The 23,728-nt window shown below is 73.3% G+C and carries 21 protein-coding genes; 6 read left to right on the forward strand and 15 right to left on the reverse strand.

Translation table 11 applies throughout. The annotated features are described in order from the left end of the window. Nucleotides 1-70: 70 nt before the first annotated feature. Nucleotides 71-244 (forward strand): CsbD family protein, encoded by a 174-nt coding sequence (locus ACH436_RS18650; RefSeq protein ID WP_430561699.1) that lies wholly within the window; start codon nucleotides 71-73, stop codon nucleotides 242-244. A 74-nt stretch (nucleotides 245-318) separates the two neighbouring features. Here ACH436_RS18650 and ACH436_RS18655 read toward each other — a convergent pair whose 3' ends face one another. The 13 genes from ACH436_RS18655 to ACH436_RS18715 form a co-directional block, all read right to left on the reverse strand. Then, nucleotides 319-1,692: a nucleobase:cation symporter-2 family protein gene (locus tag ACH436_RS18655; RefSeq protein WP_430561700.1), complete on the reverse strand. Its 1,374-nt coding sequence runs from the start codon at nucleotides 1,690-1,692 to the stop codon at nucleotides 319-321. A 127-nt stretch (nucleotides 1,693-1,819) separates the two neighbouring features. After that, nucleotides 1,820-2,689 (reverse strand): carbohydrate ABC transporter permease, encoded by an 870-nt coding sequence (locus ACH436_RS18660; protein WP_430561701.1) that lies wholly within the window; start codon nucleotides 2,687-2,689, stop codon nucleotides 1,820-1,822. Next, complete coding sequence (locus tag ACH436_RS18665; protein ID WP_430561702.1) at nucleotides 2,686-3,660, reverse strand: carbohydrate ABC transporter permease; 975 nt, start codon at nucleotides 3,658-3,660, stop codon at nucleotides 2,686-2,688. The genes ACH436_RS18660 and ACH436_RS18665 overlap by 4 nt, the downstream gene beginning before the upstream one ends. Before the next feature lie 46 nt (nucleotides 3,661-3,706). Further along, nucleotides 3,707-5,038: an ABC transporter substrate-binding protein gene (locus ACH436_RS18670; protein WP_430561703.1), complete on the reverse strand. Its 1,332-nt coding sequence runs from the start codon at nucleotides 5,036-5,038 to the stop codon at nucleotides 3,707-3,709. A gap of 13 nt (nucleotides 5,039-5,051) precedes the next feature. Next, a complete protein-coding gene (locus ACH436_RS18675; RefSeq protein WP_430561704.1) occupies nucleotides 5,052-6,860 on the reverse strand; it encodes a glycoside hydrolase family 3 protein in 1,809 nt (602 codons plus the stop codon). Continuing rightward, a complete protein-coding gene (locus tag ACH436_RS18680; RefSeq protein ID WP_430561705.1) occupies nucleotides 6,857-8,953 on the reverse strand; it encodes a beta-galactosidase in 2,097 nt (698 codons plus the stop codon). The genes ACH436_RS18675 and ACH436_RS18680 overlap by 4 nt, the downstream gene beginning before the upstream one ends. Before the next feature lie 212 nt (nucleotides 8,954-9,165). Next, nucleotides 9,166-9,969: a glycerophosphodiester phosphodiesterase gene (locus tag ACH436_RS18685; protein WP_430561706.1), complete on the reverse strand. Its 804-nt coding sequence runs from the start codon at nucleotides 9,967-9,969 to the stop codon at nucleotides 9,166-9,168. Between the two features lie 11 nt (nucleotides 9,970-9,980). After that, nucleotides 9,981-11,333: an ABC transporter substrate-binding protein gene (locus ACH436_RS18690; RefSeq protein WP_430561707.1), complete on the reverse strand. Its 1,353-nt coding sequence runs from the start codon at nucleotides 11,331-11,333 to the stop codon at nucleotides 9,981-9,983. 65 nt (nucleotides 11,334-11,398) lie between these two features. Beyond that, nucleotides 11,399-12,289: a carbohydrate ABC transporter permease gene (locus ACH436_RS18695; protein ID WP_430561708.1), complete on the reverse strand. Its 891-nt coding sequence runs from the start codon at nucleotides 12,287-12,289 to the stop codon at nucleotides 11,399-11,401. Then, entirely contained in the window at nucleotides 12,286-13,278 is a 993-nt protein-coding gene (locus ACH436_RS18700; protein WP_430561709.1) for a carbohydrate ABC transporter permease, read from the reverse strand. Before ACH436_RS18700 ends, ACH436_RS18695 begins: the two co-directional genes overlap by 4 nt. Before the next feature lie 161 nt (nucleotides 13,279-13,439). After that, nucleotides 13,440-14,342 (reverse strand): oxygenase MpaB family protein, encoded by a 903-nt coding sequence (locus ACH436_RS18705; RefSeq protein ID WP_430561710.1) that lies wholly within the window; start codon nucleotides 14,340-14,342, stop codon nucleotides 13,440-13,442. 15 nt (nucleotides 14,343-14,357) lie between these two features. Continuing rightward, complete coding sequence (locus tag ACH436_RS18710) at nucleotides 14,358-14,741, reverse strand: nuclear transport factor 2 family protein (RefSeq protein ID WP_430561711.1); 384 nt, start codon at nucleotides 14,739-14,741, stop codon at nucleotides 14,358-14,360. Between the two features lie 129 nt (nucleotides 14,742-14,870). Continuing rightward, complete coding sequence (locus ACH436_RS18715; RefSeq protein ID WP_430561712.1) at nucleotides 14,871-15,704, reverse strand: DUF4352 domain-containing protein; 834 nt, start codon at nucleotides 15,702-15,704, stop codon at nucleotides 14,871-14,873. A 507-nt stretch (nucleotides 15,705-16,211) separates the two neighbouring features. On the opposite strand from ACH436_RS18715, the gene ACH436_RS18720 reads away from it, so the two are divergent. From ACH436_RS18720 to ACH436_RS18730, 3 genes are all read left to right on the forward strand, one after another. Next, nucleotides 16,212-17,456 carry a sensor histidine kinase gene (locus ACH436_RS18720; RefSeq protein ID WP_430561713.1) on the forward strand — a complete coding sequence of 415 codons (1,245 nt, stop codon included), beginning with the start codon at nucleotides 16,212-16,214 and terminating at the stop codon, nucleotides 17,454-17,456. A 56-nt stretch (nucleotides 17,457-17,512) separates the two neighbouring features. Beyond that, nucleotides 17,513-18,151, forward strand: a complete 639-nt coding sequence (locus tag ACH436_RS18725; protein WP_430561714.1) for a response regulator — start codon at nucleotides 17,513-17,515, stop codon at nucleotides 18,149-18,151. A 72-nt stretch (nucleotides 18,152-18,223) separates the two neighbouring features. Beyond that, complete coding sequence (locus ACH436_RS18730; protein WP_430561715.1) at nucleotides 18,224-19,132, forward strand: HNH endonuclease; 909 nt, start codon at nucleotides 18,224-18,226, stop codon at nucleotides 19,130-19,132. Here ACH436_RS18730 and ACH436_RS18735 read toward each other — a convergent pair. Continuing rightward, complete coding sequence (locus tag ACH436_RS18735; RefSeq protein ID WP_430561843.1) at nucleotides 19,087-20,199, reverse strand: FAD-dependent oxidoreductase; 1,113 nt, start codon at nucleotides 20,197-20,199, stop codon at nucleotides 19,087-19,089. The genes ACH436_RS18730 and ACH436_RS18735 overlap by 46 nt on opposite strands. Before the next feature lie 139 nt (nucleotides 20,200-20,338). On the opposite strand from ACH436_RS18735, the gene ACH436_RS18740 reads away from it, so the two are divergent. Further along, a complete protein-coding gene (locus ACH436_RS18740; RefSeq protein WP_430561716.1) occupies nucleotides 20,339-21,154 on the forward strand; it encodes a hypothetical protein in 816 nt (271 codons plus the stop codon). Between the two features lie 55 nt (nucleotides 21,155-21,209). Continuing rightward, nucleotides 21,210-22,394: an FAD-dependent monooxygenase gene (locus tag ACH436_RS18745; protein ID WP_430561717.1), complete on the forward strand. Its 1,185-nt coding sequence runs from the start codon at nucleotides 21,210-21,212 to the stop codon at nucleotides 22,392-22,394. A 44-nt stretch (nucleotides 22,395-22,438) separates the two neighbouring features. Here ACH436_RS18745 and ACH436_RS18750 read toward each other — a convergent pair whose 3' ends face one another. Continuing rightward, nucleotides 22,439-23,569, reverse strand: coding sequence for an IS30 family transposase (locus ACH436_RS18750; protein WP_430561718.1), 1,131 nt, complete (start codon nucleotides 23,567-23,569; stop codon nucleotides 22,439-22,441). Nucleotides 23,570-23,728: the final 159 nt, after the last annotated feature.

Raw genomic sequence — 23,728 nt, forward strand, 5'->3', positions numbered from 1 at the left:
GGACCGCTTGCGAGCAGGGCGACTCCCGGGGACGTTCCTCGGGTCACCACCGCATCGGGAGGAGAGAGTGATGGGTACCGGAGACAAGGCCAGGCACGCAGCCGAGGACGCCGCCGGCAAGGCCAAGGAGGCCGCCGGTCGCGCCACGGACGACGAGAAGCTGGAGCGGGAGGGGCGGACCGACCAGAAGAAGGCCTCGCTCAAGAAGGCCGGCGAGAACGTCAAGGACGCTTTCAGGGGCTGACGCCCGCCGGCAGCGGCGACGGCCGGTGACCCGGGAGCCCGGGCACCGGCCGTCGTCGTCCCGCAGGTCGGGGGTCACGCCTCCTGACGTGACGGCTCAGGGCGGGCCGGCGTCGACGCCGCGCGCAGCTGGTCGCCGTTGAGCAGCAGGTTGAGCAGGATCGCGCTGATCGCGCCGGCGCTGATGCCGGAGTCGAAGATCAGCTGGAACCACGTCGGGAACTCGGCGTAGATCTCCGGGCGCACGGTCGGGAGCATCGCGATACCGAGGGACACGGCCACCACGAGGATGTTCTTGCTGGTGAACGTGACCTTGGTGAGCGAGCGGATGCCGGACGCCGCGACCATGCCGAACAGAGCGATCCCCGCGCCGCCCAGCACGGCGCTGGGCACGCCCTCGACGACCGCACCGACCTTCGGCACCAGGCCGAGGACGACGAGGATGCCGCCGGCCATCGTCGCGACGAACCGCGAGCCCACGCCCGTGAGGCTGACGAGCCCCACGTTCTGCGCGAACGCCGTGTACGGGAAGGTGTTGAAGACCCCGCCGAGCACGGTGGACAGGCCGTCAGCGCGCAGGCCGTCGCCGAGCCGCTGCTTGGTCACGGGGCGACCGGTGATCTCGCCGACGGCGATCATGTCGCCCGTCGTCTCGGTCATGATCACGAGGCCCACGATCAGCATGGACGCCACGGCCGCGACGGGGAACGTCGGGAGGCCGAAGTGGAACGGCGTCACGACGGCGAACCAGCCGGCCTCGCCCACGCCCGACCAGTCGACCTTGCCCAGCGGCAGCGCGACGAGCGTGCCGAGGGCCAGGCCGAGCAGCACGGACAGGCGGGCCAGCGCGGGCGGCGCGAACCGCTCGACCAGCACGATGAACAGCAGCGTGCCGGCCGCGAGCCCCAGGTCGGCCGGCGCGGCCGCCTCGCCGTTGTTCGTGATCCAGCCGGCGGCGACGTCCATGAGCGAGACGCCGATGATGAGGATCACCGTGCCGGTGACGAGCGGCGGGAAGAACCGCAGCAGCGCCGAGAAGAACGGCGCCACCACGATCATGAACAGGCCGCACGCGATGGTCGCGCCGAAGACGGCGGTGATGTCGTACGTCGTGCCGATGGTGATCATCGGCCCCACCGCGGCGAACGTCACGCCCTGCATGAGCGGCAGCCGTACCCCGAACCGCCAGAACCCGAGGGACTGGATGATCGACGCGATGCCCGCGACGAACAGGTCGGCGCTGATGAGGAACGCCAGGTCCTGCGCGGAGTAGCCCAGGGCGCCGCCCACGATGAGCGGCACCGCCACCGCCCCGGCGTACATGGCGAGCACGTGCTGCAGCCCGAGCGGGAACAGCCGCGCGAACCGTGGCACCTGGTCGACCGGGTGCCGCTCGGCGGTGCTGGGTGAGGTGCTGGGTGGTGTCGTGCTGGGTGGTGCCTCGGACATCGGTCGTCCCCTTCCGTCACCGGGCGCCGTGGCGGCGCGTCGGGACGACGGTAGGGAGCGAGGGTTTCCGCTGGGTCAAACGGCGTTTCCGGGGTGTGAAATCCTCTCGGATGAACCGATCTGGCCGTCAGCCCTTGAGACCCCCGCTGAGCACGTCGAGCCGCCAGTACCGCTGCAGCAGCAGGAAGCAGAGGATCAGCGGGACGATCGACAGCAGCGACCCGGTGATCACCAGCGTGTACAGCGCCGCTTGCCCGGCCCCGCGGTTGAGCAGCGTGAACAGCCCCACCGTGAGGGGGAACATCCGCTCGTTGCTGAGCATGATGTAGGGCAGCATGAAGTTCGTCCAGATCGCGACGAACTGCAGCAGGAACACCGTGACCAGGCCTGGCGTCATGAGCCGCAGGCCCACGCTCCAGAACAGGCGCAGGTCGCCGGCGCCGTCGATCCGGCCCGCCTCGAGGATCTCCGGCGGCACGGTGGCGGCCGCGAACACGCGGCACAGGTAGATGGAGAAGGGGCTGACGAGCAGCGGCAGCAGCACCGACCAGTAGCTGCCCACCAGGTCGAGCGCCGACAGCAGCTGGTACTGCGGGATGGCGAGCGCGATCTGCGGGATGAGCACCCCGGCGAGGATCGTCGTGAAGATCGCCTCCCGGCCGGGGAACCGGTAGACGGCCAGCGCGTACCCGGCGGCCGCCGAGAAGAACACGGACAGCACCGTGCCGATCCCCGCGAACAGCAGCGAGTTGAGCACCCAGCTGAGGAAGACGCCGTCGTTGTACTCGAGCAGCGCGGTGACGTTCGCGGCGAGGCCGCCGTTGAAGGACGGCGCGAACGTGTCGGTGCTGAACAGCTCCTGCGGGTTCTTCGTCGCGGCGACGAGCACCCACAGGGCTGGCAGGACGCAGTACAGCGCGCCGACGGCGAGCACCAGCGTCGGCAGGACGCCGCCGCGGCGGGCCCGCGCGCGGGCAGGGGCGATCGCGACGCTCATGCGTCGTCACCTCCGGTGAATCGGCGCGAGACGCGCATGACACCCATGGACACGGCGAACGTGAGCGCCGCCAGGAGCACCGACTCGGCCGCGGCCAGGTAGGTGTTCCCCTGGACGAAGGCGTCGTTGTAGACCTTCATCATCGGCATCCACGAGCTGGTGATCGCGTGCGACAACGGCTCCAGGGCGGTCGGCTCGTTGTAGACCTGGATCATCGCGATGAGCGCGAAGACCATCGTCATGACCAGGGCGGGGGCGATGAGCGGCAGCTTGATCCGCAGCGCGATCCCCACCTCGGAGGCGCCGTCCAGCCGGGCCGCCTCGTACAGCTCGACCGGCACCCCGCGCAGCGCGGTGTACAGGATGATCATGTTGAAGCCGAGGCCGCCCCAGACGGCGATGTTCGCCGTCGAGAACAGGACCGTGCCGCTGCCGAGGAAGTCCGGCGCCGTGAGCCCGACCTTCTCGAAGAGCTGGTGGATGGGGCTCACCGCGGGCAGGTAGAGGAAGCCCCACATGAGCGACGCGATGACGCCGGGGACGGCGTACGGGATGAAGATCAGCGTGCGCCACACGCCCGTCAGGCGGGTACGGCCGTAGTCGAGCAGCAGGGCGAAGACCACCGCCAGCCCGAACATCACGACGACGACGACCGCGCCGTACAGGACCATCCGGCCCAGCGCCTCCCAGAACACCGGGTCGCTGAGGGCGTTGGCGTAGTTCTGCAGGCCGACGAACTGCTCCTCGCGGGCGCCCAGCAGGCTGCCGTCGGCGACGCGCTTGGCCCGCAGGCTCAGCCACAGGGAGTAGCCGATGGGCACGAGCATGAACCCGAGCAGCAGGAGCAGCGCGGGGGCGAGCAGCAGGTACGGCACGCCGCGTCCGCGGCGGCGCCCGCGCCTCGGCGGGGCCGCCGCCGGGGCGTCGAGGCCGCGCGGCGCGCGCGCGACGTCGGGGTCAAGCGTGGTCATGACGTCTCGATTCGTCCGGCCGGCGGTCGTCCGCCGGCGCTGGAGCTCAGTCCTCGGCGACCGGGTAGCCCTGGTCGTGGAGGTCCTTCGTGATGGCGGTGTCGATGTCGCGGAGCGAGTCCTGGAGCGGACGGCCCTGCTCGATCGAGGTGGAGAAGTCGTCCTGCATGCGCGTGAACGCGTAGTTCACGTTGGGCGACCAGGGGAACTCGGTGGTGTGGGCGGCGGCGTCGGCCGCGAGGTCCCAGAAGTCCGTCTGGTCGCCGAGGATCTCCGGGACGGCCGACCCCTTGGCGTACTCCTGGCCGGCGACGGCCGCCGGGTACAGGCCGGCGGTGTCGACGAGCTGCGCCAGTCCCTCCGGGTCGGTGTAGAGCCAGGTGAGGAACGCGGCGGCCTCGTCGGGGTGCGGCGTCGTCGTCGAGATGGCGGCCGACGACCCGCCCCAGTTGCCGGCGTCCTCGGCGCCGGGCTCCCACTGCGGCAGCGGCACGGCCGTCCACCCGGAGCCCTCCTCGGCGATGCCGGCGATGACGCCCGCGCCCCAGGCGGGGGCGATCCAGGCGAGCTGGTCCCCCGTCGACATGGCAGCGTTCCACTCGGCCGAGTACGTGGGCGTGGTGCTCACCAGCCCGCGGTCCACGAGGTCGCTCCAGTAGGACGCGACCCGGGTGGTCGCGGCGTCGTCGATGTCGACGCCCCAGGCGTTCCCGTCGGCCGACCACCACTGGGCGCCCGCCTGCTGGGAGAGCCCCGCGAACCAGCCCGGGTACGTGGCGTCGAACGACGTGAGGTGCGCGTCCGGGTCGGCCTCGTGCACCTGCTCGGCGACGTCGGCGAACTCGTCCCACGTGGTCGGCACGTCGAGGCCGAGGTCCTCCAGCCGGTCCTCGCGGACGTACATCATCAGCGGGCCGATGTCGCCGGGGACGGCGTAGCTCTGCCCGTCCCACGTGACCTGCGCCAGCGCCGCGGGCGAGAACTCGTCCGCGAGCGGGGCCACGGTGTCCGTGACGTCGGCGACGGCCCCGTTGGACACGAGGATCGGCAGCGCCTGGTACTCGACCTGCATGAGGTCGGGCAGGTTGCCGGCCTCCGCGGCCGTCGTGATGCGGGTGACGAGGTCGTCGCCCTCCGCGAGCCGCGCGACCTTCACCTGCACGTCCGGGTGCTCCTCGTTCCAGACCCCGACGACGTCCTCGATGTTCGTCATCCAGGTCCAGTAGGTGAGCTGCACCGGGCCGTCGCCGTCGCCCCCGCCGCCGGGAGCGCCGTCGTCGCCGCTGCACGCGACCAGCGCGGTGGCGGCCGCCAGACCCGCGGCCGCGGCGACGGCGCCGCGGCCGAGCCGCGTCCTCATCGTCGACCTCGTGCTCATGACTCCCCCTCGCTCATGCCCGCGCGTACCGCAGGCCGTGGCCGTGCACGAACTGCGGGTCGGCGGTGTCGAACGGCACGTCGCTGCGGCTGGCGACGACGGCGGCCATCGAGCTCGGCAGGTCGAACGGCAGGCGCCCCTCGGGCCCGGCCTCGCCGAACAGCACCTGGGCCAGGGCCTCGTCGGAGGTGCCGAAGTCGGCGACGACGGCGGCGGCGGTCTGCTCGAGGCCGCCGATCACCGCAGGGCGGTCCATGTAGACGACGAGCACGACGGGCACGTGCGCCGCGAGCTCCTCGACCCGCGCCACGGTCGCGGCGTCGAACTCCAGCGAGCCGGTGTGGAAGCCGGCGGCCAGGCCGTCCTTCGCGTCGAACGGCGCGGGCACCCGCAGCACGGCGACGTCGGCGTCCTCGACCGCGGTGACGGCCTCGCCGAACGCGGCGACGGCGTCGGCCGCCAGGCCCTCGGCGAGCACCCGCGCGCCGCGGGCGAGCGGCAGCGCCGGGGCGCCGCCGTCCTCCCGGTTGGTCAGGAGGGTCAGCGAGCGGCGCTGCGCGTCGAGGCCCGCCTCGACGAACTCGCGGCTGCCGACCACGCGCTCGGCGTGGTCGCCGTCCAGGAACGGCTCGTCGAACAGGCCGAGCACGAACTTCTCGCGCAGGATCCGGCGCACCGAGACGTCGACGCGCGACTCCTCCAGGCGGCCCGCCCGCACGAGGTCGAGGATCAGGTCGGTGCGGTACTCGCCGCCGAACTGATCGGCGCCGGCGTGCAGCACCTTGAGCACCCGCTCCTCCTCGGTCAGGTGCTCGACGCCCCACGCGCGGGCCGAGGTCTCGTCACCCACCGCGATGTGGTCCGTGATGAGGCTCCAGTCCGTGCAGACGATGCCGTCGAAGCCGAGGCGCTCGCGCAGGATGCCCGTGACGACCGAGCGGTTGAAGCCGAAGCCGACCTCCTCGTACTCGGTGTCCACCGGCATGCCGTAGTACGGCATGACCTGCGTGGCGCCGGCCTCCAGCGCGGCCGTGAACGGGCGCAGGTGGGTCTCGAACGCGCCGCCCGGGTAGACCTGCTCGCGCCCGTACGGGAAGTGCGGGTCCTCGCCGTCGCGCTGCGGCCCGCCGCCCGGGAAGTGCTTGATCATGCCCGCCACGGAGCGCGGGCCGAGCCGGTCGCCGCCGTGCAGCCCACGCACGTACGCCCGCGCGATGCGCTCGACCAGCTCGACGTCCTCGCCGAACGTGGTGAAGATGCGCGGCCAGCGCGCCTCCGTCGCGAGGTCGAGCTGCGGGTGCAGCGCCACGGTGAGCCCCACGGCGCGGTACTCCTCGCGCACGATCGCGGCGAACCGCTCGATCAGTGCGTCGTCCCCGATCGCGGCGAGGCCGAGCGTGTCGGGCCAGGCGGAGAAGAACCCGGCCGGCGACTCGCTCTCCGGGTTGCCGGTCAGCGCGTTGCGCGGGTCGGTCGTCACCGGGTGGCGGGTGTCGGTGGAGAACGTCACGGGGATCCCGTGCGGGCGGTCGAGAGCGATGCGCTGGACGGCGTTGTGCCACTCGACGAACTCGCGCGGGGTGCGGGTGGTGCCCAGCAGGCCGTAGTGGGTGATGTGCTGGTCGACGATCGTGCGGCGCAGCGGCGGCAGGTCGAACTCGGCGTTGCCGGTGTCGACGTCCTCCAGGGTGCCCATCGGGTGGAAGAGCTGGCCCGCCTTCTCCTCGAGCGTGAGGCGGGCGAGCAGGTCCTCGACCCGCTGCTCCACCGCGAGGGTGCGGTCCTGGTACGGGTGGGCGGTCTGGGGCGAGGTGGCGGTCATGCGTCGTCTTCCGGTGTCGAGGAGGTGGTGAGGACGAGGACGTCGTGCGGGGCGAGCGGGAGCGTCGCACGCGCTCCCGGCACGGCGTCGCCGGGCAGGGCGTGCCGGGTGCCGCCGAGCACGTCGGTGAGGGCGGCGGCGGCGCGGACCTCCGCGGGGCCCGCGGCGAGGGCGGCGGCCAGGTCGAGCGTGGCCGACCGGTCGCCGTGGTTGATCGCGACCAGCGTGCTGCCGCGCCAGACCGTCTCGACGCCGGGCTCCTGCCCGCCCGTCGGGACGCCGGCGCCGTCGAGGGCGGCGCGCAGCACGGTGTCGAGCCCGTGCCGGGGTTCGGCGGCGAGGTCGGCACCCACGTACCAGGCGCGACCGGCGCCGTGGTCGTGACGGGCGACGGCCACGCACCCGGCCAGCGGCCCGTCGTCGTAGGTGGCGAGCACCTCCGCGCCGTCGCTCCGGGTGCGCTCGCCGAGGGTGGTCGCCGCGCCGCGGCGGCCGTCGACCCACGAGACGACGCTGCCGCCGTCGGGCAGGGGGGCCCATTCCTCGGCCGAGACGCCGAGCACGTGCCGCAGCAGGGCGGGCGACCGCCCCAGGTGCAGGTGCGCCAGGCCGTCGGCGACCCCGCCGAACGGCCCCCACACGAGGTGGCCGCCGCCGGCGACGTAGGCGTCGAGGCGGTCGGCGGTGCCCTGGTCGAGGACCGTGAGGGCGGGCGCGAGCACGACGTCGTAGTCCGCGAGGGCGACGTCCTCCCGCCCGGGGGCGACGACGTCCGCCACGACCCCGAGCCGCCACAGGACACGGTGCCAGGCCTGCAGGGTGGCGAGCGGGTCGAGGCGCGACGTCGGCAGCGCGACCTGGGTGCCGGCCCACCACGACGGCCAGTCCCACAGGAGGGCGACGCGGCGGTGGACGGGCTGCCCGACCAGGCCGCGCAGCGCGCGCAGGTCGGCGCCCAGGCGCCGGACGCCCGCGTGCAGGGCGGTGTCCGGGCCGGCCACGGGCAGCATGGCCGAGTGGAACCGTTCGGGGCCGGAACGCGCCTGCCGCCACTGGAAGAACAGCGCGCCGTCGCAGCCGTGCGCCGCGGCCTGCAGCACCTCGGCACGCAGGCGCCCGGGAGACTTCGTGAGGTTGTGCTCGCGCCAGCTCACGGCGCTCGCCGCCTGCTCCATGCGCAGCCAGGACGCGCCTCCCGCCAGGCCCCGGGCCAGGTGGTTGACGAGGGCCGAGTCCGCGGGCGCGTCGGGGGACGCGGGGTCGGGGTAGGCGTCGTCGGCGATCACGTCGAGGTCCGCGGCCCAGTCGTGCGGGTCGATGCCGCCGAAGAAGCCCATGAGGTTGGTCGTGACGGGGCGCTCCGGGTCGTGCCGGCGGACGATCGCCTTCTGCTCCCGGTACAGGTCGAGCAGCAGGTCGGAGCCGAAGCGGCGGAAGTCGAGCTCCTGCGACGGGTTGCGGTGGTACGGCGCGACGCGCGGCGGCAGGATCTCGGCCCAGTCGCCGTACTCCTGCGACCAGACGGTCGTGGCCCAGCCCGCGTTGAGCGCCTCGAGCGTGCCGTACCGCGCGCGCAGCCAGTCGCGGAACCGCTCGGCGCAGCGGTCGCACCAGCAGAACTGCCCGTACTCGTTGCCCGCGTGCCACATCCGCACGGCGGGGTGCGCGGCGTAGCGCGCCACGACCTGCTCGGCGATGCCCGCGGCGGCCGCCCGGTAGGCGTCGGACGACGGGCAGAACTGGTTCCGCGACCCGTAGCTCAGCACCGTGCCGTCGGCCGTCGTGGGCAGCGACTCCGGGTGCCGGTGCCCCAGCCAGGGCGGCGGCGAGGCGACGGGGGTGGCGAGGTCGACGGCGATGCCCGCGCCGTGCAGCAGGTCGAGCACCTCGTCCAACCAGGCGAACCGGTACTCTCCCGGCCGTGGCTCGAGGTGCGACCAGCTGAAGACGCCGACGGTGACGAGGTTGACCCCCGCCTCCCGCATCAGCGCGACGTCCTCCTGCCAGACGGCCCGGTCCCACTGCTCGGGGTTGTAGTCCCCGCCGTACAGGACGCCCAGCTCGTCCGTGAGCCGCGCAAGGCCGTGCCTCATGACCACACTCCCTCGGATTGTCGAAGCGCTTCGACGCGCAGGAGCGAGACTATCCCCTCGGGACGAGAACGGTCCAGGGGGTCATTCCGTGAGAGCGCGACCACCACGGGACGAGACGTTGTTCAAGCGCTTCGACACTCGTGAGGAGGGCGCAGGTTCGACGACGGGCCGGCCGTCACGGGGACGACCGGCCCGTCGGGACGCGGAGGGGCTCAGGCTCCGGCGCCCCCGGACGCGTCCTGGTGCACCCCGTCCAGCCAGCCCGCCAGCCGGTCGGGGCGGTCGGTGATGATCTCGTCCACCCCGAGGGCGACGGCGGCGGCCCAGTGCGCGGGCTCGTTCAGCGTCCAGACCGCGGTGGCGAGGCCGGCGTCGTGCAGCCGGGCGACGACGTCGGGGTCGTCACGGAGCACCGTGCCCTGGGGGTTGCACATGACGACGTCGAGGTCACGGCAGCGCGCGACGAGGTCGTCCCGGGCGCCCGTGACGAGCAGACCGCGGCGCAGCCCCGGGTCGGCGGAGCGCAGGGCGGCCACCGTCTCGGGCCAGAAGCTCTGAGCCACCGTGCGGTCGGCGAGCCCTGCCGCCCGCAGCGGCTCGGTGACCCGGCGCGCCTCCCGCGCCGACCACACGCCCTTGACCTCCAGCAGCAGGTCCAGGCCCGGGTGGCGCCGCAGCAGGTCGACGACCTCCGCGAACGTCGGCACGCGCTGCCCGGCGTAGGCGGAGGAGAACCACGACCCGGCGTCGAGCAGCCGCACCTCGCGCAGCTCGAGGTCGGCCAGCTTGCCGCTGCCGCTCGTCGTCGCGTCCACCGTCTCGTCGTGGATCACCACGACCTCGCCGTCCGCGGTGAGCCGCACGTCGATCTCCAGCGCGTCGGCCCCCGCGCGGGCCGCGCTCTCGAACGCCGCACGCGTGTTCTGCGGCGCGACGGCGCTGTTGCCGCGGTGCGCGACGACGCGCGGCCGGGACGCGCCGCCGGCCCGCCCGCCGGGCACGGTCCCGGCGGGCACGGTCCCGCCCGTCACAGGTACGGCTCCACGTTCTCGGTGTACGCCGTCTCGATGCGCGGCACGATCGCGTCGAAGGCCGTCCTGGGGTCGGCGTCCTCGATGACGATCTGCTCGAGCGCCTCGTTGAGCAGGGCGTCCGCACCGGGCACGAAGACCCGCACGTCGTCCTGCACGCGGGCCTTGTCGGCGAGCTGGTCCACGGCCGTGCGGAACTGCGGCGTCTCGGCGTACGTCGCCTTCATCGCGTCGCTCTCGACGGCGGAGGTGCGCACCGGCATGTAGCCGGTGGCCTGCGAGAACGTCGCCGTGTTCTCGGTGTTCGTGAGGAACTCCAGGAACATCGCCGCCGCGAGCTGCTCCTCCGGCGTCTTCGACGACGGGATCGCCAGCCCGGTGCCGCCGGTCGGGGTGCCGCCGCCCTGGGGGCCGTCGGGCAGGTACGCCGTCCCGACCTCGAACGACGCGGCGTCGAGCGCGCCCTTGAGGGAGCCGGTGGAGCCGATCGTCGAGGCGACGAGGCCGGACGAGAAGTCCGCCATCGCGTCGTCCGCCGAGAGGGTCGCGACGCCCGAGCCGTGGAACAGGTCGCGCACGAACTCGCCGCCCGCGACCGCCTCCGGCGTGTCGAGGGTGAGGTCGAAGCCATCCGAGTAGGCGCCGCCGGTGCCCCAGATCATGTTCTCGAACCACCAGGCGCCCCACGACGGCCCCGTGGACAGGCCGAGCGTCGAGCCGCCGTCCGGCACCTCGCCCTTGAGCTTCGCGTCCCAGTCGATCAGCTCGTCCCAGGTCTCCGGGCCGCGGTCGGGCAGGCCGGCCTTCTCCCACAGGTCCTTGTTGTAGTAGAAGAGCGGCGTCGAGCGGGCGTACGGCACCGCCCAGTGCTGGTCCTCGTACTCGTAGTCGGCGTACAGGGCGGGCTGGAAGTCGTCCGCGTCGGCGTCGAGGTACTCCATGACGTCGTCCACAGGCATGATCTGGTCGTTGAGGTGGTACCGGAACCACCACACGTCGGAGGCGATGACGAGATCGGGGAGCTCGTCGGTCTGCGAGGCGGCCTGGAAGCGCTGCGCGACCTCGTCGTAGTCGGCGCCGGCGGTCACGAGGTCGACCTCGATGCCCGACTCGGCGGTGAAGTCGTCGATGAGCTGCTGCTCGATCTCCTGCGACTGGCCCGGGTGGTTGCTCCACCAGGTGATCTCCTTCGCAGGCTCCACCTGCGACCAGTCGACGTCGGCCGACGCGTCGTCGGACGACCCGGTGGCGCCGACGCTCGGGCCGGCACAGGCGGTGAGGGTGAGTGCCGAGACCGCGGCGAGCGCCGCGACGGCGTTCCGGGTGCGGCGGGCAGGACGGTGGGACACACATGCTCCTTGGTTCGGGACGGTTCGAGGTGCTTCGGGGTGCGGGCGGGCCGGACGGGTCGTGCTCAACCCGTCACGGCGCCCGCGGTCAGTCCGGCGACGAGCCGTCGCTGGAGGATCAGGAAGACGAGCAGGATCGGCAGCGTCACGACGACCGTCGCGGCCAGCAGCACGCCCCAGTTCGACATGCCGTCGGTGTTCTGCAGCAGGGTGAGGCCGACGGGGAGCGTCATCTTCTCGGCGTGGTCGACGACGAGGAACGGCCACAGGTAGTCGTTCCACTCGGTCACGACGGACACCAGCGCGACCGCCGCCAGCGTGGGCGTGCTCATCGGCACGACGAACCGCCACAGCTTGCGCCAGTGGCCGGCGCCGTCGAGCTCCGCCGCCTCGAGGATCGAGGCCGGCAGGGTGAGGAAGTGCTGACGGAACAGGAAGGTCCCGAAGGCGCTGGCCAGGCCGGGCACGAGGATCCCCTGGTAGGTGTTGAGCCAGCCGAGGTCCGCGACCAGCGTGTAGTTGGGGATGATCGTGATCTGCGGCGGGATCATCAGCGTGGCGATGACCAGGCCGAACACGACCCGCTTGAACGGGAAGTCGAGGAAGACGAGCGCGTACGCGCAGGTGAGGCCGAGCGCCACCTTGAGGCCCGCGCCCACCACCGTCAGGCCGATGCTGTTGGCGAGCAGCCGCCCGAGCGGGATCGCGCCCGCCGCCTGGGCGTAGTTGTCGAGGCTCGGGGCCCCGGGCAGCCACTGAAGGGGCACCTGGTACAGCTCCTCGGGCGTCTTGAGGCTCGCGAGGAACAGCCACACGAGCGGCAGGCCGAGGACGACGGTCGCGAACGCCATCGTGAGGTAGCCGCCGACGAGCGGCGAACGCCGCCGGGGCGTCCTGCCGGGGAGCCCGGACGGAGTGGGCGCCGCCGTCGTGCGGACGGTCGTGGTGGCGCTCATGCGTAGTGCACCTTCCGCTGGACGTACCGCATCTGCACCGCGGTGACGGCCAGCAGCACGAGGAACAGGACGGTGGCGACGGCAGAGGCGTACCCGGCACGCCCGTTGACGAAGCTCTCCTCGTAGATCGAGTACATGAGCGTCGTCGTGGAGCCCAGGGGGCCGCCCTGGGTCATCGCCTTGATGATGTCGAACGACTGGAGCGAGCTGAGCATCATCGTGACCAGCAGGAAGAACGTGGTCGGGGTGAGCAGCGGCAGCACGATCGAGCGCAGCGTGCGGGCCGACGACGCGCCGTCGAGGGCGGCGGCGTCGCGCAGGTCCTGCGGCACGGCCTGCAGGCCTGCCAGGTAGATGAGGGCGACGTACCCGAGGTTCTTCCACAGGTAGACGACGATCACCATGACCAGCGGCCACGGCCGGTCGGTGTACCAGGCGGGCGAGGCGACGCCCACCCAGCCGAGCAGCTCCTGGACCAGCCCGTAGCGGGGGTCGAACATGAACAGCCACAGGATGCCGACGGCGAAGCCGCTCAGCACGTACGGCGCGAACGCGACGGTGCGGGCGACGCCGCGGAACCGCAGCCGACGGTTCAGCAGCAGCGCGAGGCCCAGGCCCAGCACCATCGCGCCGCCGACGGTCGCGACCGTGAACACCAGCGTCGTGGTGACGATGCGGCCCGTGGTCGGCGCGGTGAACCACTCGACGTAGTTGCCGAGCCCGACGAAGCGGGCCGACGGGGAGCCGAGGTTCCACTGCAGCGTCGAGAGGTAGAGGCTCTCCAGCAGCGGGCGGTAGACGAAGACGAGGATCAGCAGCACGTTCGGGCCGGCCAGCAGCAGCGCCCACAGCAGGGCGTTCCGGCGGCGGCGCGCGCCGAGGCGCGTGCGGGGTCGGGTGGCGGGTGGTCGGCGGTCGGGCGGGGTGCCCGCCCGGGCCGACGGGGCGTCCGGGAGACCGGACGGCCGTGGGGTCACGACGGTGGTCACGGCCGTGACTCTAGGAACCGCTCCGTCCGAAATGTCCGGGTGGACCGGGGTGCCGGCGAAGCGTTCGGGCAACGTTCATCGGCCCGGTTCCCGCAGGTCATCGGCGCCTCGCGGCCGTCACGCGGACGTCGTCGGCACGCCTCCCGGACGTCAGGCGGCCGTCAGCCCGTCGTCGCCGTGGGGACACCCGCCCGGGGATAGACCCGGGTGCGCTCGGACGTGCTCATCCCCCACCGCACTGCGCGGGTGGCGAGGGCCCCCGCCGGCCCTCCGAGGGTGCGGCGGAACCAGGTGTCGAGGTCGAGCGCGTCGCGCGCCCAGGCCGGGAGGGTCGAGACGGCGCCCGCGGCGAGCAGCGCGTACGGGGGCCGGGCCGCACGGGGCAGCGGGGGCTCGAGCAGCAGGTACCGCACCGTGTCCAGCGCGGCCTCCGACGCCGCCAGCTCGGGCCGGTACGCCTCGATCGTCTCGTGCAGGGCCGCCACCGTCTCCGGCACGACGACGGCGCCCAGGGCCCGCGCCACCCGCGCGGCCTGCGCCACGTACTCGTCGGCCTCGTTCCTGCTGAGCGGCCGCTCCCCGAACCGCTGGTGCGCGGTGAGGAACGAGTCCGCCTCCGCCGCGTGCACCCAGGTCAGCAGGTGCGGGTCGCCCGCGCGGTACGGACGACCGTCCGGCGCCTTGCCGCGCACCCGCTCGTGCACCGACCGGACCCGGTCCACGGCCGCCTGCGCGTCGTCGGCCGTGCCGAACGTCGTCGTGGCGATGAACGTCGCCGTGCGCTCCAGGCGGCCCCACGGGTCACCGCGGTACCCCGAGTGGCCGGCCACCCCCGCCATCGCGAGCGGGTGCAGCGACTGCAGCAGCAGCGCCCGCAGGCCGCCCACGAACATCGACGCGTCGGCGTGCACCCGCCCGATCGGGCTGTCGGGCGCGAACCACCGCGGCCCGGGCGTCAGGTGGATGCGGTCCCGGGACGCCTCCGCCTCCGGGCCCGCGACCTTCTCGAACAGCGCGTCGCCCAGCCGCGCCCGCAGCCGCTCGACAGGGTTCGTCACCGTCATCCCGCCAGTATCCGCTCACACGTCCATCGGCGTGAGCACGGCGATACGCCAGCCGTCGTCCGTGCGCACCAGCTGGTACACGAACCGTTCGGTGCCCTCGCCCGGCCCGTCATGGCGCCAGGCCACGTCGGCCCAGACGCTGTGCGCCGTCGCCGCCACGACCCGCAGGTCCGCGGTCATGTCGGCGACGCCGTCGTACTGGCTCCACGACGCGGCGAAGAACCGCTCCGTCTGTGCCCGGCTGGTCACCGGCAGGGACTGCCCGGGAAACAGGATCAGCGCGGGTACCGCGTACAGGTCCGCGACGGCAGCCTCGTCCCGGTCGAGCAGCGCCCGCCGGTAGCGGTCGAAGAACTCGGTGGCCACGTCGTCCGGCGCGTCCGTGCGGTCGGTGGTCATGGCGTCCGCCTCCTTGCGGGTCGTGGGTCGACAGGTCGACCGTACGCGCGGCCGCGGACACGTGTCCCTGCCCGCCGGCCGTCGGGGAGTGACGGTCGACGGGCAGGGACGGTCATGGCGTCGCGGGCGTCACTTCACCGCGACCTCGACACCGCCGGAGAACATCGAGTCGTGCAGCTCGAGGGTCTCCGGGGTGGCCTTCTCGGGGATGTCGAAGACGACGACCCCGTCGACCGTGTTCCCGGGGTTGATCTCGTTGAGGAACGAGTTGGACTCGTCGAGGTAGATGGCGGCCTCGGAGTCCGCCGAGTGCGTGCGCCCCTCCGTGTCGACGAGGCTCTGGCTGCTGCCGTCGAAGTACTGCGCCTCGTCGCCGATGTTCTCCACCGTCATGTGGACGAGCACGAACTGGCCCTGGGCCTTCTCGCTCAGGAACTCGTCGCCGACCTCCTGCACGCCGTCCTCGAGCTTCGTCACGGTGAACTCGAACTTGCCGTCGCGGACCTTGTCGCCGACGGCGGGCAGCGTGTCGGCCTTCTCCTCCTTCGCGGGCTTCTCGGTGTTCTCGGTCTTCGTGCCCTCGGCGGGCTTGTCCGCGGCCTCGTCCGTCGCCGCCTCCGCCTGCTGCGCCGTGGTGGCGTCGACATCGGCGGTGCCGTCGCCGCCGCCCCCGCCGCTCGTGCTCGCGATGATGACGACGAGGGCCACGGCCGCGCCGAGCCCGGTGAGCACCTTGTGACGGGCGAACCAGTTCTTGCGCTTCTCCGGCGCCGGCGGCATCTGCGGCTGCTGCGACCAGCCCTGCGGCGCGCCATAGGGCGCCTGCTGGCCGGGCTGCGGCTGCCCGTACGGCTGCTGCGGGTACTGCTCCTGGGAGTACTGCTGCTGGGGGTACTGCTGCGGCTGCTGGCCGGGCTGCGGCGGCACGGGCTGCTGGGACGGGTCGGGGTGAGGCGTGGACATGGGGACTCCTGAGGGGTGCGGTGCCACGAGGGCCGGGGCGTCGATCGGAACGGCACGATCGTCCGGCGCGGCACACCCCCGGCGGATCCCCTTCGCGGCTCGGGAGGCCCAGCCGAAAGGTGGACGTCGTTCACCCGCCGTCGAGCCGATCGGGGGACGGCGGCCGGCCGACGACCGCCGTACGCTGCCCGCATGAATCCGCCGCCGAACCCCGCCGACCCGTACGGCCGCCCGCCGTCGGGCGGCCCCGGCGGCCAGGTGCCAGGCGCCCCCACCCCGCCGGCGCCGCCCTACGCCCAGCCCTCGCCCGGGGCGACGCCCTACGGGACGCCACCGCCGGGAGGTTCTCCGGCATCGCCCTACGGGCCCCCGGTATCGCCCTACGGTCCTCCGGCACCGCCCTACGGGCCTCCGGCGCCGACCGGGGTCGCGCAGCCCTACCGGCCGTCCGGCCCCGCCCCGGCCGCGGCGACGGGACGCCCCTCGCCCGGCCGACGGTTCTGGCGCGTGGCGGGCACGATCGGCGCCATGGCCGTGGCGTGGTTCTGCGCGCTGGTCGGCATCGCCTTCGCCGCGCCGGTGGACCAGTTCGGTGGCGACGACCTCGCCCTGTCGATGCTGTGGTTCGTCGTCTCGCTCGGGGTCGGTGCCGCGATGTGGTGGCGGATGTCGCACCCGGTGCTCGTCTGCCTCGCGACCGCCGCGGTCGGCGTCGTCGGGCCGCTCGGCGCCGTCGCGCCGCTCATCGCGCTCCCGTGGGTGATCGCGCGGACCGACCTGCGACGCAGCCTGTGGTGCGGCGGCGCGACGGCCCTCGCTCTCGTCGTCACCTTCTGGCGCGACGCCACCGTCACGCCGCAGGCGGTCTTCTCGGTGGCGCTCGAGAACGGCATCGTCTCGTACATGTCCCCCGTGGGGTACACGGTCCTGGGGGTGCTCGGCCTCGCCGTCTCCGTCGGCGCCGGGCTCCTGCGACGGCTCGTGAGCGCCAACGCCGACGCGGACGCCGCACGCCAGGTCGCGCAGCGGGCCGACGTCGCCGCCCAGGAGGCACGCCGGCAGGCCACCGCCGAGGCGCGGCGCGCCGCGGACCTCCGGGCCGAGTCCGAGGCGTTGCGCACCGAGCTCACCCGGCAGGAGGAGCGCGACCTCATCGCCCGCGAGATGCACGACACCGTGGCGCACCAGCTTTCCCTGGTCTCCCTGGAGGCCGCGTCGCTCGAGGTGTCGTCCGAGGACCCGGGCGTCGGCGACGCGGCACGGTCCATGCGCTCGTCGGCACATCGCGCCCTGGAGGAGATGCGCACCCTCATCAAGTCGCTGCGCGACGGCGCGGAGGAGTACTCCGGCGCCGCGCCCTCCCTCGCCGACCTGGCCGACCTGCTCGACGGCGCGCGGGAGCGCGGCGTCGACGTCACCGCCACCGTGTTCGTCACCGACGCCGACGCCGCACCTCCCGGCCTCACCCGCGCCGTCTACCGCGTGGTGCAGGAGTCGTTGACGAACGCCGCGAAGCACGCGCCCGGCACGCGCGTGGACGTCAGCGTGCGTGCCCGCCCCGGCGCCGGGATGGACGTCGTCGTGCGCAACGACGCCGCTGCCGCGGGCGTCGGCGTCCCCGGCGGGGGCGTCGGCATCCCCGGGATGCGGGAACGGTGCGAGGCCCTCGGGGGCTCGTTCGACGCCGGCCCGACCGACGACGGCGGGTTCCGGGTGCGGGCACACCTGCCGTGGGTCGCCGCCGAGGACTGACCCGGTCTCCCCTCGCGGGCTGCCCGGGCGTCCCCGGCAGTGGCTAGGGTCGGCGTGTGGTCAGGGTGATGGTCGTCGACGACGACGCGATGGTGCGCGGGTTCCTGCGGACCATCCTCACGAAGAGCGGCCTCGACGTCGTCGCCGAGGCCGCCGACGGCGACGAGGTCGTCACCGCCGTGCAGGCCCACCACCCGGACGTCGTCCTCATGGACCTCCGGATGGGCCGGATGGACGGGATCCGCGCCACCGCGGCCGTCGTCGCGCTACCGTCCGCGCCCGGCGTGATCGCCATGACGTCGTTCGACACCGAGTCGGCGATCCTGGACGCCGTCCACGCCGGAGCCGCGGGCTTCCTCGCGAAGGACTCCGGCCCGGACGAGCTGGTCGCCGCGGTCCGCTCCGTCGCCGCGGGCGAGGGCGCACTGTCCCCGCGGGCCGCGCGCGTCGTCATGGAGCAGGTGGGCTCCAGACCGGCCGCCCGAGGCCAGCGCGAGGCGCGCGAGCTGCTCGCGCAGCTCACCGAGCGGGAGATGGAGATCGCGGGCGCCGTCGCCGAAGGACTGACGAACGCCCAGATCGCGGAGCGGCTCTTCCTGGGCGAGGCGACCGTCAAGACCCACCTGGCCCGCGCCACCACCCGGCTCGGCGTGAACCGCGTGCAGCTCGCGCTGCTCGTGGACCGGGCGGGGTGAATTCCTCCGCCACCAGGAGAGTTGCTCCCACGAACCCTTGCGGCGGAGGCGGCGCGATGGTGAGCTCCTCAGGTGGAGTCGGCGGTCGAGGCGGAGCTGCGCAGGCAGATCATGGCGTGGGTCGGCGAGCGGGCGGAGGCCAACGGCGGCTTCCTGCGGCGCGACGAGCTGCTCAGCTTCCGCCTCGGCGGCGAGAAGCTGCCCGTCATCGACTACTCGCGCGGCATCCGTAACCCGGCGTCCTTCGACTCGACGCTCTCGATCGTCAGCGCCGCCGACGGCCCCTACGACGACACCGAGTCCGAGGACGGGCTGCTGCACTACGCGTACCGCAAGGGCGACCCGTGGTCCGGCGACAACCGCAAGCTCCGGCACGCGATGGAGACGGGGATGCCGCTCATCCTGTTCCGCAAGGAGATCGCGAACGTCTACACGCCCGTGTTCCCCGTGTACGTCGTGGACGACGAGCCGCAGAACCGGCAGTTCCTCATCGCCTTGGACGAGGCGTTCCGGTTCATCCACGACCCCGCGCACCTGAGCGAGCCACAGCGGGAGTACGCACGCCGTCTCGCGAAGCAGCGGCTGCACCAGCCGGCATTCCGCACCCGCGTGCTCGTCGCGTACGAGACCCGGTGCGCGATCTGCGAGCTCAAGCACGGGTCCCTGCTCGACGCCGCCCACATCGTGCCGGACGGGCACGAGCTCGGCGCCCCGACGGTCAACAACGGCCTTGCCCTGTGCAAGATCCACCACGCCGCCTACGACCAGAACATGCTCGGTGTGACGCCCGACCACGAGGTCCGCATCGCGCTACGCCTGCTCGAGGAGATCGACGGGCCGATGCTCAAGCACGGCCTGCAGGAGATGCACGGGCGGCAGCTGACCCTGCCGAAACGGCGAGCGGACCGTCCTGACCGCGACCACCTGGCGTGGCGCTACGAGCTCTTCCGTGCCGTGGCGCCGGCGGAGGCGTCGAGGTAGCGCACGATCCGGTGCACGGCGTCGCGACCGGCGCGGTTGGCGCCGATGGTGGAGGCGGACGGCCCGTAACCGATGAGGTGCACCCGCGGCTCGCCGTCCACCTGCGTGCCGTCCATGCGGATGCCGCCGCCGGCGGTGCGCAGGTGCAGCGGCCGCAGGTGGTCGAGCGCGGCGCGGAAGCCGGTGTTCCAGAAGATGACGTCGACGGGGAGGGTCTCACCGTCGGGCGTGACGACGCCGTCAGGGACGATGCGGGTGAACATGGGTCGGCGGTCGAGCACCCCGCGCGCCTCTGCGGCCAGCAGCGTCGGGGTACGGATCAGGCCGGTCACCGACACGACGCTCAACGGCGGCAGCCCGTCGCGCACCCGGTCGGCGACCCTCGCGACGGCGCGCGACCCGTCCTCGGGCTCGAAGGTGTCGCGCCACTCCGGCTCGCGCCGCGTGAACCAGAAGGTCTGCGCCACGTGCGAGACCTCCTCCAGCAGCTGCACGGCCGAGATCCCGCCGCCGACGACGGCGACACGCTGGCCCGCGAAGTCCTCCGCCCGCACGTAGTCGGCCGTGTGCAGCTGACGTCCGCGGAACGTCTCCTGCCCCGGGTACGCCGGCCAGAACGGCTTCGACCACGTACCCGTCGCGTTGACGAGAGCCCGCGCGACGACGGTGCCCGTCCGGCCGCCGCCCTCCCACCGGACGAGGAGCCCGCCGTCGTCCGCCGGCTCGACGCGACGCACCCGCACGGGGCGCACGACGGCAAGGCCGAGCTCGCGCTCGTAGTCGCCGAAGTACGCGGGCAGCACGTCGACGCTCGCCGCCTCCGGCTCCACGTCGGGCTGCTCGATACCGGGCAGGTCGTGGATGCCGTTCACGGTGCTCATCCGCAGCGAGCGCCAGCGGTGCCGCCACGCTCCCCCGGGCCCCTCCTCGGCGTCGAGGACCACGTACGTGCGGGCGCCGGAGGACGCGTCGGCAGCGGGCACGAAGCCACGCCGTCGCAGGTGGTAGGCCGCGGACAGACCTGCCTGGCCCGCCCCGACCACGACGACGTCCGCCGCCTGCGGCATGGCCTCGATCGTCGTCACGCCTGGGGAACGTGCCGCGCGTGGACAGGATTCCGGCGCCTCGGTGTGGCCCCGAGCACCCTCGATGTCGCCGGGCAGGTCTGCTTTCCGGCGCAGCTCGACACGACCCCGGGAGCCCCCCATGCCGCGAGTGCGACGCCTCGACGTCTTCGTCCCCGACCACGACCCGGCCCGCTGCGCGTTCGCGGGTGCGGCCGCGCCGGTCGTCGGCGCCTACGAGCGCGCACTCGGGGAGCTCGGTCTCGTCGGCCCCGCGTCGTCGGTCATGCTGGTGGCGCAGAGGCCGGATCCGGGCCAGAACGGCGTCCTCGTCCTGGTCGACTGCGACCGCCCCGACTCCTCCGAGTCGGTGCGGGTCCGCGTGCCCGACGACGTCGCTGACGCGGCGCCACCGGAGGTCGCGCGCCTCGTCGCGGACGTGCTCGACGGGGCGCTCGCGCGGCTCGCGGTGGCGCGAAGGTGGGACGGCGCGACACTCTCCGCCGCGCTGACCAGCGCTCGGGCCCGGTCCGTCGAGGGGACAGCCCCGGCACCACGCTGGACGGTCCGCACCGAGGGCCGCGGGGTCACGGCGCCCGAGCAACCCCACGAGCTCACGGTTGTCGGGGGCGGTCCCGCCAACGGCGCCCCGCGGGCCTACGACCGTGAGCTGCAGCGCCTGCTCGACCGGTTCTCCGACGACGGGATGCAGGCCTGGTGGTCAGGCTCGCCGGTGCGGATCGGCGACGTCTGGTACTGGTTCGACGCCCCGCGCCCCGGCGTGCGCATCACCGTCACGAGGCGCGTCACCGCCGCCATCCACCGGCCTGTCAGGACGATCCGGGAGGCCGACCCCGTGGCGTTGGCCCGCGCCGACGTCCGCGCACTGCTCGAGCGGCTGGCGACCCGACTCGATCTGCCGCCGGCACCGCTGCTCGATGCCGAGGGCCTCCGGTGACGAGGGTCGCCGGAGCGGACGCGACGGGCGCGCCCCTGGCCTACCGTCAGGGACCATGACCCCCACGGCGGACGGGACCCCCACGGCGACGGTGATCGGCGGCGGGATCGGCGGCCTGGCGTCGGGCGTGGCGCTCGCGCGCCACGGCTGGGACGTCACGGTCATCGAGCGCGCGACGTCTCTGGACCCGGTAGGCGCAGGGATCGTCGTCGCGCCGAACGCGGTGCGGTCGCTCGACGCGCTGGGGGTCGGCGACGCGACACGCGACCTGGCCGCCCTGCAGGGCGAGTTCGGACTGCGCCGTCCCGACGGCACATGGCTGGTCCGCGGCCGCGCGGAGGGCGCCGAGTCGGTCTTCGGCGACCGCACCCTGATGCTGCACCGCGCGCAGCTGGTGGGGCTGCTCGCGGAGGCGCTGCCGGACGGTGCGCTGCGGCTCGGGGCGTCCGCCGTCGTCGTCGACCCGGGGACGACGACGCGACCGGCGCGCGTCGCCGTCACCGACGACACGGGCACGACGGTGGACGTCGACGCGGACCTCGTCGTCGCGGCCGACGGCATCGACTCCGCGACGCGGACCCGCTGGTGGCCGAGCGCCCCCGCCCCGGTGTCCGGCGGGTCGACGGCGTGGCGGTTCGTGACGCCGTCGGTGCCGGGCGTCGTCGGCTCCGAGATCTGGGGCCGCGGGATCGTCGCCGGGGTCATGCCGCTGGCCGACGGACGCGTCTACATGTACGTCTCGGTCGCCGACGGCGTCGGCGTTCCCCGCGACCTCGACGAGCTGCGCGACCGCCTCGCCGGCTGGCACGAGCCGGTCCCCGCCCTGCTCGCGTCCGTCGACGACGCCGGGGCGCTGCGGCACGAGCTGCGGCACCTGCCCGTCCCTCCCGCGTCGCTCGCGGCCGGCCGGGTGGTGCTCGTCGGCGACGCCGCGCACGCGATGCTGCCCAACCTCGGACAGGGCGGGTGCCAGGCGCTCGAGGACGCGGTGGTGCTCGGCGCACGCGTCCGCCTGGACGACGCCGTCGCCGACGCGCTGCAGCGGTGGTCCGCCGAGCGGCGGCCGCGCGTGGCGAAGGTGATGCGGATGTCGGCCCGGGTCTCCGGCCCGACGCTGTGGACGTCGCCCGCCGCCACCGCCGTGCGCGACGCCGGGATGCGCACCGTCGGCCGCTGGACGGAGGCGCTGGGTGCCCGCGCCCTCCGCCCTGTGATGTCGTGGCGCCCGCCGGAGGGGTGAGCGCCGACCGACGTAGTACCTGGTGACGGTTCTGCGTGGCGGTTTCAGAGGACTAGCGCAACACCGGTGATCAGTTCGGTGAGTTTCTCTTGCGGGGTGTAGAACCCGAGGGTCTGGCGGGGTCGGGTGTTCAGGAGTCGTTGCATCTCGGCGATCTCGTCGTCCGTGACCTGGTTGAAGTTGGTGCCCTTGGGGTGGAAGTCGCGGACCAGCCCGTTGAGGTTCTCGTTGCTGCCGCGCTGCCATGGCGAGTGCGGGTCGCAGAAGTAGACCGGGCACCCGGTCGCGATGGTGAAGGCCGTGTGGGAGGCCATCTCGGTGCCCTGGTCCCAGGTGATCGTGCGTAACAGCTCGCTGGGTAGCTGGGCGATCATGGCCTGCATCACCTCGATCACTGTCCGGCTGTCGCGCAGGCCGGGCAGTCGGCCGATCAGGGCGTAACGGGTGGAGCGTTCCACGAGGGTGACGATCCCGGAGCTGTTCGGCCCGACCACGAGGTCACCTTCCCAATGCCCCGGCACGGCCCGGTCGGTGACCTCGGCGGGACGGTCTGCCAGGCGGGCGCCGTCCAGCCACGGTCGCGAGGGCCGGCGCGGGAGCTTGGACTGCGGCCTGCGGGACTGGCGCCCCGAGCGCAGGGCCTTGGTGACGGTCAGCTCGTGCCGCAATGCGCCCCTGCCCTGCACGTACAGGGCCTGGTAGATCGTCTCGTGCGACACATGCTTCTCCGGCTCGGTGGGGAACTCCAGACGCAGCCGCCGCGCGACCTGCTGCGGCGAATGCTTGGCGTTCAACCTTTCCACGACCTGCGTCCGCAGCCACGGGTCGGCGAGCTTGCCCGGCCGCCGACGAGGCCGGGCAGCCCGCGCCCGGTAGTGCGCCACCTCAGCGTCGTACTTCGCCTGGCCCCAGTAGACGACCTGGTGGGAGGCGATCTCCCGCGAGACCGTCGACGGAGCCACCCCGATCTCGGCCGCGATCCGGCGCATCGACATCGGCTCGGGCAACGACAACGCCGCCTGGATGAACGAGCGATCCGCGAGCGTCAACCGCCGATACGACCCGCTCACCGACACGTGGTCACGATCCTCACCCACGGCGCCCATGGCCCCCACGGTGCCCTCGACCCCGACGGCTACAGCACCACCATGTTGGCCCCCCACGACGAGAGTCATGCCCGCGAGCCTCGCCCACTTCTGCACCGTTCCCATCACGACACCCAGCTCACGCACGAGCTGGATCGCAGACTCCCCACGAATCAGACCGTGCAAGGCGGTCTGACACACCGGCCACGGCAACTTCCTCGGCACAACAACCTCCAGCAGGTAAAGGTG

This window comes from Isoptericola sp. NPDC019693 (genome assembly GCF_044389085.1).
Lineage (GTDB): Bacteria > Actinomycetota > Actinomycetes > Actinomycetales > Cellulomonadaceae > Isoptericola.